The 8,669-nt window shown below is 51.3% G+C and carries 7 protein-coding genes; 2 read left to right on the forward strand and 5 right to left on the reverse strand.

The annotated features are described in order from the left end of the window. The first annotated feature begins 733 nt into the window (after positions 1-733). Both QNK41_RS00340 and QNK41_RS00345 read left to right on the forward strand, forming a co-directional pair. Positions 734-919, forward strand: coding sequence for a DUF2080 family transposase-associated protein (locus QNK41_RS00340; protein WP_319252582.1), 186 nt, complete (start codon positions 734-736; stop codon positions 917-919). A 32-nt stretch (positions 920-951) separates the two neighbouring features. Next, positions 952-1,386: a GNAT family N-acetyltransferase gene (locus tag QNK41_RS00345; protein WP_319252584.1), complete on the forward strand. Its 435-nt coding sequence runs from the start codon at positions 952-954 to the stop codon at positions 1,384-1,386. Positions 1,387-1,454: 68 nt separating this feature from the next. Here the strand turns inward: QNK41_RS00345 and QNK41_RS00350 are convergent, their stop codons facing one another. The 5 genes from QNK41_RS00350 to QNK41_RS00370 are packed head-to-tail and all read right to left on the reverse strand — an operon-like array spanning position 1,455 to position 8,455. Beyond that, positions 1,455-2,069 carry a 2Fe-2S iron-sulfur cluster-binding protein gene (locus QNK41_RS00350; RefSeq protein ID WP_319252586.1) on the reverse strand — a complete coding sequence of 205 codons (615 nt, stop codon included), beginning with the start codon at positions 2,067-2,069 and terminating at the stop codon, positions 1,455-1,457. After that, complete coding sequence (locus QNK41_RS00355; RefSeq protein WP_319252588.1) at positions 2,062-3,993, reverse strand: NADH-ubiquinone oxidoreductase-F iron-sulfur binding region domain-containing protein; 1,932 nt, start codon at positions 3,991-3,993, stop codon at positions 2,062-2,064. The genes QNK41_RS00350 and QNK41_RS00355 overlap by 8 nt, the downstream gene beginning before the upstream one ends. 9 nt (positions 3,994-4,002) lie before the next feature. After that, positions 4,003-4,455 carry an NAD(P)H-dependent oxidoreductase subunit E gene (locus QNK41_RS00360; RefSeq protein ID WP_319252590.1) on the reverse strand — a complete coding sequence of 151 codons (453 nt, stop codon included), beginning with the start codon at positions 4,453-4,455 and terminating at the stop codon, positions 4,003-4,005. A 52-nt stretch (positions 4,456-4,507) separates the two neighbouring features. Then, a complete protein-coding gene (locus QNK41_RS00365) occupies positions 4,508-5,275 on the reverse strand; it encodes a hydrogenase iron-sulfur subunit (protein ID WP_319252592.1) in 768 nt (255 codons plus the stop codon). A gap of 42 nt (positions 5,276-5,317) precedes the next feature. After that, positions 5,318-8,455: an FAD-dependent oxidoreductase gene (locus QNK41_RS00370; protein ID WP_413815095.1), complete on the reverse strand. Its 3,138-nt coding sequence runs from the start codon at positions 8,453-8,455 to the stop codon at positions 5,318-5,320. Between the last annotated feature and the right edge of the window lie 214 nt (positions 8,456-8,669).

Genomic DNA, 8,669 nt, shown 5'->3' on the forward strand with positions numbered 1-8,669 from the left:
TTCCGGGGATTCTGGATTTCATTATAGCCGCAACATTCCCACTTCCTTAGGATGATCCACCACGCCGGCACGGACCATGTTCATGTCAATATAGGCAATGCATTGGTGCAGGTGGCGATTACTTTCTACGGCTGTTGCATGATAGCGATCCTGCCAGAACCTCCTTCATTTTTTTGCGGATATTGTATTCCTGGCCGGTTCTGCCGGCGACCAGCTTAATCGAATCCGGGATGATATTACGCTCGCCATTGTCAAATACAAGCAGGTGAATATGGTTTGATGTAACCATGTAATCCAACACACTCAAACCGCGGTACCGTTTTTTTGCCTGGTACAGCCATTCAGTCCCTCTGCGGCGATCTTTGGCGAATTTTAAAAGAAAGGCTCTTTTATGGCATCGGTGGGTAATATGCCAGACATGACCGGGAACGTAGTGTCTTTTTGCACGGGGCATTTGGCAGCGATTTCCTTAATCGGATGTTTTCAGGGGCAAAAACGGTGGATTAAGCTTGTCTGAAGTGTCTTTCAAAGCTATTAAATTAGCAATGTCAATTGGTTAGCGAAACCCGACCCCGGACTCCCCGCACCCCCCCATGCAGCCCATCACAGCTAAAAAATAGCGACATATTAGCTAAACCGGCTTGACCCGACCCGATGCTGATGTTAAGAGGAATGATCCGAGCACCTTCGAAACAACCCCAATCCAGTCACTCGAAAGGGATGGGCATTCATCGTGGCAGACGACAAAAAAAACCAGATGGCTGAAGCGCCGCCGAGCCTAACTCCCACAAAAGTAAAATTCGAAATATACGGGGAGGAAATGATCGAGAAACTGGTCAAATCCAGTGGCAATAGTGGTCGCGTCTATTTGCCTCCGGACTGGGTAGGGCGTCATGTGAAGATCATCCGGGTCGATTAACCCTAACTACGCAGAAAAAAAGGACCATTGACGTGGAAAATATCCGGATCAGAGAACTTGCGGCAGCGGATGCGGACGATATCGCCGACATCTACGCATCCATTGTCCGAACATCCGTAGATATGGACTTTAAGGACCTGATTGAAAAGCATGCCCGAAGCGAAAATGACATCTGCTTCGTGGCCGAGTTGGACGGCAGGGTCATCGGGTTTATGATCAGCTACATCCTCACCTTCGGCTTCGGCATTGAAAAAAGCGCCTGGATCGCCACCCTTGGCGTCGATCCGGAATACATGGGCCAGGGCCTCGGTGACCGCCTTGCCCGTGAGATCTTCAAACTGTACAAGCGCATGGGAATCAGCCGCGTTTATACCTCGGTGCCCTGGGACTCTTCCGATTTACTCTCATTTTTCAAGACCCTGGGGTTCGACCGCAGTAAGTTCATCAATCTGAAAAAAGATCTTTAGCAGCCTGTTCGCAGCAAGACGGATCGTTCCACTCACCCGCTTGGAGAGTATCCTGTCCGCATCGGTACCTATTTCGCTGGACCGCTGTCGGATGGCGCCGACGGAAACGCCAGGGCTTCAGTTAACACAAAGGCCGCCTGGAGATAGGATGTCGGGCAGAGCGGGAAACACTCCTTGCAGTCGTTACAGACCGTGGCGGCTATTTCCGGAATAAAACTGATCTCTTTCCTGATTCCTCTGTCAACAAATCCAATGGCGTCGGCCTTCTTTACCTCGGCACAGTATCTGACGCACAGGCCGCAATGGATGCAAAATGAAGCATCTTTTTCATAGCGGTCTTTGTCTGCATTATATTCTTGAGCATATGTTTTCAATTCCGGGGAGTCCGGCGCATGGGCCAGCAATAACTCCAAGATGGTTTTGCGAATTCGGTCGACCTTCTCTGTCCGGGTTCTTACGACCAGCTTTTCTTCTACCGGGTAAACGCAGGAGACAACGAGCTTGGTCCATCCGCGTGATTCTACCTCTACGATGCAGAGCCGGCATCCCCCGAAGGGCTCCAGTTTCTCGTGGTGACAGAGCGTGGGGATCGATATCCCGGCGTTTTGGGCTGCTTCCAATACCGTCATCCCTTCACTGGCTTCAACGTTGGTTCCATCGATCTGTAAAAGGATTTTACTCATTTTTTTTGCTCTTTCTGATTATGTTTCTTTCTTCTTCAGGGACAGCGGGCGGGACCGGTTCGCCGGAAATCTTTGCTACCGCGCCAAAACGAGAGGGGCAAACTTCGAAGCACGTTCCGCAACTGGTGCATTTTTCCTGATCGATGACATGGATCTTCTTCTTGCCGCCATCGATCGCCTCTGCAGGGCACTTGCGCAGGCAGATCATACAGGCCTGGCATTTGTTTGGATCGATGTAGTAGGCGATCAGCTCCTTGCATGCCATCGCCGGGCATCGCTTCTCTTTGATGTGCGCCTCATATTCATCCCTGAAGTATCGCAGCGTGCTTAGAAACGGATTCGGGGCACTCTTGCCCAACGCGCAAAGAGAGGCTTCGATGGCGGTCTCGGACAGTTCCTCCAGGATCTCGATGTCACCCTCTTTTCCCTTTCCGTTGGTGATGTTGGTCAGGATCCTGTTCATCTGCCGCAGGCCCTCACGGCAGGGGACACATTTACCGCAGGATTCGTCCGTAAGGAATTCAGTGAAGTACCTGGCCATATCCACCATGCAGGTATCTTCATCCAGAACGATCATCCCGCCTGATCCCATCATCGAGCCTGCCTTGGTCAATTCGTCAAACCCGACCTCCAGGTCCAATTGCGCTTCAGGGATACATCCACCGGACGGTCCGCCGGTCTGCACGGCTTTGAAACGCTTGCCATTTGGAATACCGCCCCCGATGTTGTAGATGATATCTCTCAGGGTAATGCCCATGGGGACTTCCACCAGCCCGGTATTGGTAATCTTGCCCACCAATGAAAAAATCTTCGTCCCCTTGCTGCCTTCGGTTCCGATCTGGGTAAACCAGTCAGCGCCGTTATTGACGATCAGCGGGATATTTGCCCATGTTTCAACGTTATTCAAAACAGACGGTCTTTCCCACAGGCCTTTGATATTCGAGCGGGTGTACTTGGGTCTGGGCTCACCCACCCGGCCCTCCAGGGCTGTCATCAAGGCCGTTGATTCACCACAGACAAACGCACCCGCCCCCTGGTGGACTATGACCTTGAAATTAAAACGTGAACCCAGAATATGCTCCCCGAGAAAACCATATGCTTCAGCCTGCTCGATCGCCAGGTGGATATTTTTTACTGCAAGGGGGTATTCCTGTCGGACATAAATATAGCCCTCTTGTGCGCCGATGGCATAACCGCCCAGGATCAGTCCTTCAAGGATGGAGTGCGGATTGCCTTCAAGCAGGGCCCTGTCCATAAACGCGCCGGGGTCACCCTCATCTGCATTGACGATCACATACTTGGTGGGTTCCGGAGCGTTTCGGGAACCTTCCCATTTTCTACCAGCAGGGAACCCGGCACCCCCCCGTCCCCGGATGTTGGATTTTTTGACTTCCTCCAGAACCGCCACGTCCGTCATCTGGAAAAGCGCTTTGCTGAGTGCTGAATATCCGCCAAGGGACAGATAGTCATCGATGCTCTTGGAATCGATTTTGATGTTATTGCACAGCAGCGTGCGTTTTTGGTTTTTGTAGAAGGGGATATCGGATTCCCGCACAGCGCGTTCACCGGTAACGGGATCCTGATAGAGCAGGCGCTCGACTATTTTATTCGCTTTAATCGTCTGTGAGACAATCTCGGGAACGTCTTCTGCCGTTACCTGAAGATAGCATATCTCCTCAGGATAAATCACGACCACCGGTCCCCTCTCACAGAATCCAGGGCATCCGGTTCCCTTGGTATCCACTTTGGCGGTCAGGCCCTCTTTTTCAATTTCCGCTTTAAAAGCGGCAATGACGGCATCTGCACCGGAGGCCACGCAACCGGCGCCGGCACAGACCGAGATGCAAGGGGCGCTTGGGTCCCTTTTGGACAATAGTTCCTGTCTGAATTGCTCTAATTCTTCAGGCGAATTTAACCGCGCCATAATTCTCCCCTACTCGTAAGTTTTTAGCACGTCTGCTGTCTGTCCCGGCGTCATCTTTCCATGGACTTTTCCATCCACTTCCAATACCGGTCCCAAGGCACAGCAACCCAGGCAGTTAACCGTTTCCAGGCTGAACTTGAAATCGAGGTCCGTTTCACCCGCTTTTATTCCGGTCACATCCTGCACGGTGTCAAGCACACGGGGAGCACCGCGGACATGACAGGCCGTCCCCAAACAGATGTGAACCTTGTGGCGCCCCTTGGGAACGACACTGAAAGCCTTATAAAAGGTTGCGATGTGCTGTACCCGGGTTGAAGGGACATTTAATCGTTCGCTTACCCGTTTTAAGGCTTCCTTGGGAAGCCAGTTATTCTCACTTTGAATCTCAAGCAATATTTGAATGAGTGAACTGGCTTCGCCGTGATGGTTGTCGATTATCTGATCAATTTTTTCAATTTCCATAAAGCGTTTCCCTATTTTCTTCCTGACCGCTGCTTAACCACACCCGTTTCTTTCAGGCCAGTGCGTAACAATTGCTGGTTGTATCGTACCTGACCAACCCGTGCCGAGAAGAACTGTTCATGTGCTTGGATACATCTGACGGGTTAAGGCCCAGCCTTTCTGAGATGTCGATCGTTGAAAGGGGTTTTTTCTTCAGGAGCAGCATGATCTGGCTTACGGCCAGTTTTTCGGTAAATATCTCATCGAATAACCGGTCTATCTGGCTGCTTTCGAAAAATTCGGTATACGCTTGTTTTGATTTTTCAGGTACTCTCAGCCGCTCCCGTTCAACCAACCGAAGGTAGGGGACCAGTTTCATGGCTGCTTCGAGTTTAAACTTGACAGTATTTACGTCGATGCCTTCACCCTCGCCAAGCGGTCCCAACGACTTGACCTGGTTGGTAAAATCATCAGTTGCATCGGCCAGCAGGTTTCCATCCGCACCGGACATAAATTCGATCCTCAGCCGCTCAGGGTTCAGGCCGATGTGACTCATAATTTTCTTGCACAGGTAGACGTTGGCCCATGCATCATAATTGCCGTGGGTAATGTAGTTGCACTCATCCAGGCGGCAACCACCGATAAACACGCCATCTTGTCCATTAAAGAATGCCCTGAGTATGAATTCCAGGTCCACTCTGCCGGAACACATGACGCGAATAAGCCTCATATCACTTGTATATTGTAGTCTGGAAACTCCAGCCAGGTCAGCGGCGCCGTATGCTCACCAGTGGCAGACAAAGCCCAATAGTCTTGGTTTAAATTCAATACCTGTACTCATTCGTGCATACCCCTTTATTTGTATGGACTCCATGGAAAACCGCTATCGATCTTCAACCGCTGCATCCATTTGTTGCAGGATCTCCTGCTGGGTAACCGCCGCATCGATCTGGCTGCAAAGCGCGGCATTGGTGAAGTGCTTCAGCACAATCGCATCGGTCGGGCATTTTGTGGCACAGACACCGTCTCCCTTGCAGAGAATGGGATTCACCCATGCTTTGCTGCCTTTTGGTGTATCAACGAATTCTATCGCGCCATACGTACAGGCGGTAATGCATGCACCGCAGGTCACACAATCGTATGCGCTTACCTCGGCAACGGAACCCGAGGCCACGACGGTATCTTTTGATAGAAGCGTCATGACCCGGCCGGCCGCGCCATATGCCTGGTTGATCGTTTCCTGGATATGCTTGGGATAGTGAGCCGTCCCGCAAAGAAAAACACCATCGGTGGCAAACTCGACCGGTTTTAATTTAACATGGGCTTCTTTAAAAAAGTCGTCCGGGCTCAAGGTCACCTTGAATAATCCGGCCACTTCACGGGTTGATTCACAGGGAATGACAGCGGCCGCCAAAGAGAGAATATCGGCGTCCAATTCAAGCCGTTGACCCAGGATGGGATCGGCAATGGTCACCCGAACGATTTCCTTGCCCCCCTCTTTGGCAGCTTCGACCAGGGGCTTGTCATCCGGTTCATAACGGATAAATCTGACCCCTTTGTCTGATGCTTCCCGGTAATAATCCTCTCTGAGCCCATACGTTCTCATATCCCGAAAGAGAATATAAATATCCATCTCCGGGTTTATCTCTTTGAGTTTCAATGCATTCTTCACGGCGTGGCTGCAACACACCCGGCTGCAGTAGTTTCGGTCTTCGTTTCTGCAGCCCACGCATTGGATCATCACCAGACTCTCGGCATTCATCACCCTTTCTTCTTTTTGGGCGATCAGTTCTCCCAGTTCAAGATGGGTGAATACCTTATCATTTTCGCCGTAAAGGTATTCGGTGGGTTGATATTCCTCCGCACCGATAGCAATGACGGAAGCCCCATGTTTTATCTCTTTGACCCGGCCTTCAGTTTCCACCGTGGTCATAAAATTTCCCAGATAGCCGGAAACGTCGGTGATGGTGGCCTCATGGGAGACGTGGATCAAGGGGTTTTGATACACCGCGCGGATCAGGTCATCCAAATAAGCCTGCACATCCATGCCTTCTATGGTGGTGTGAATCCTGCGCGCCATTCCGCCCAGCTCTTTTTTCTTTTCCACCAGATGGACCTCATGCCCCTGACTGGCGATGGAAAGGGCACAGGTCATGCCGGCGATACCGCCACCGACCACCAGGGTCGCCTTGTTTACCGGCAGATCAAACTCCTGTAACGGCTCCAGATAGCTGGCGCGTGCCACCGACATCCGGACGATGTCCTGCGCCTTTTTTGTGGCCTCTTCCTTTTGTTTGGAGTGAACCCAGGAACAATGTTCCCTGATGTTGGCCATATCCAGATAATATTGATTCAGTCCCGCCTCCCGAAGGGTGTCCCGGAATAAGGGTTCCAGCGTCCTGGGGGAGCAGGCGGCGATCACCACGCGATTCAAGCCTTTCTCCCTTGCCAGATCGGTTATCTCCTTGGCGGAATTCGTGGCGCAAGAGAACAGCTGTTCCTGGGCGTAGACGACATTGGGCAGGGTCATGGCATAGTCTACAGTGGAGGGAACATTGACCACGCTGGAGATATTGGCCCCGCAATGACACACAAAAACGCCTATCTTTGGCTCCTCCGCAGAGACATCCCGTTCCGGCGGATACATTCTCTCTTTGGCCAGTTTTCCACGTCTGTAATCAAGCAACGCGCCGCACTGGGCGCTGGCAGCGCTGGCGGTAAAAACCGACTCCGGGATATCCGTAGGCCCCTGAAAGGCGCCGCTGACAAAGATCCCGGGCTGGTTGGTTTTCATGGGGTTTTCGTGGTTGGTCTGGTTGAATCCGTGTGAATTGAGATCGATTCCGAACTTTTCCGCAAGCTCTTTATGATCGGCAGGAGGATTCAACCCGACGGATAAGACGACCATGTCGAATTCTTCCTCTTTTACGCCATCATCGTTCGTGGCATACCGGACAACGACATTCTTGCTGTCCGGGTGCTCTCCTACGATGGACGCGTAACTTCTGATGAATTCGACGCCGGGAAGCCGTTCGGCTCTTTGGAAAAATCGTTCGAAATCTTTGCCATAGGAGCGAATATCGTTATGGAAGATGGTGCATTGTGCCTCGGTGTCATGGTCTTTTGTGAGAATCACCTGTTTCTGGGTATAGGTGCAGCATACGCCCGAACAATAGCTGTTCTCGCCCTCGGTCACCCGCCTGGAACCCACACATTGGATCCAGGCTAATTTTTTGGGATGCTTCCTGTCGGAGGTTCGCAGCACTTCCCCGCCGTATGGCCCGGTGGATGATAAAAGCCGTTCATAATCCATGCTGGTTACCACGTTCTGCAACCTTCCGTAGCCATATTCATCCTTAACCGAAGGATCAAATGGTTTGATGCCGGAAGACAGAATGATCGCGCCTACTTTTACCTCTTCTTTTTGCGTTGTCTGTTTGAAATCGATGGCGCCGGTCTGGCAAACGCTTCTGCAGATGTCACACTTGCCTTCTTTCAGGTAAAGACAGCTCTCATCGATATAGGCGACAAGCGGGATGGCCTGAGAAAAGTAAACGTGAACGGCCTTGTTGTCCGATATTTCCTGATTAAAGGGATCAGGGTACTGCACCGGGCAATATTTTACACATGTCGTACAGCCGGTGCACTTGTCCTCAAGGATGTATCGGGGCTTCTTGGTCAGGGTGACCGTGAAATCTCCCGCCTGCCCCTCTATACCGTCAACTTCCGTAAATGTCAGAATCTCTATATTTGGATGCCGGCCGACCTCGACCAGTTTCGGTGAGAGAATTCACATGGAGCAGTCATTGGTTGGAAAGGTTTTGTCAAGCTGGGCCATGTGCCCGCCAATGCTCGGCCCTTTCTCAACCAGGTACACTCTAAATCCGGCAGTGGCGAGATCAAGAGAGGCCTGGATACCGCTTACCCCCCCACCGACAACCACTACGTCTCCAAAATTAACATCTCCAAGGCTTCCGGAAAATTGTTGAATGATCTCTTTTGGCAATACTTCGTTTTCCACTTTCTATCACCTCATCATCATTTTTAGGTTCATGGCGTCCGGATTTGCCGGACCGGATAGAATTAAGCTAAATCACGTCCTGAATAATCTCCGTAATATCCTTGATTTCTATGACTTCATCATACTCCAGGTTCAACCTGCTTTCCTCAAAATTGGTGATGCAGTAAGGGCAGGCAGTCACCAGTTCAGCGGCACCGACCGCAACAGCCTGTTT

The organism is Desulfosarcina sp. (assembly GCF_033791525.1).
Classification (GTDB): Bacteria; Desulfobacterota; Desulfobacteria; order Desulfobacterales; family Desulfosarcinaceae; genus Desulfosarcina.

What these genes read in the sequence shown, in the direction of transcription:
- QNK41_RS00350 (WP_319252586.1), bottom strand. Translation starts at nt 2,069, where the DNA reads ATGAGTAAAATCCTTTTACAGATCGATGGAACCAACGTTGAAGCCAGT.
- QNK41_RS00360 (WP_319252590.1), bottom strand. Translation starts at nt 4,455, where the DNA reads ATGGAAATTGAAAAAATTGATCAGATAATCGACAACCATCACGGCGAA.
- QNK41_RS00355 (WP_319252588.1), bottom strand. Translation starts at nt 3,993, where the DNA reads ATGGCGCGGTTAAATTCGCCTGAAGAATTAGAGCAATTCAGACAGGAA.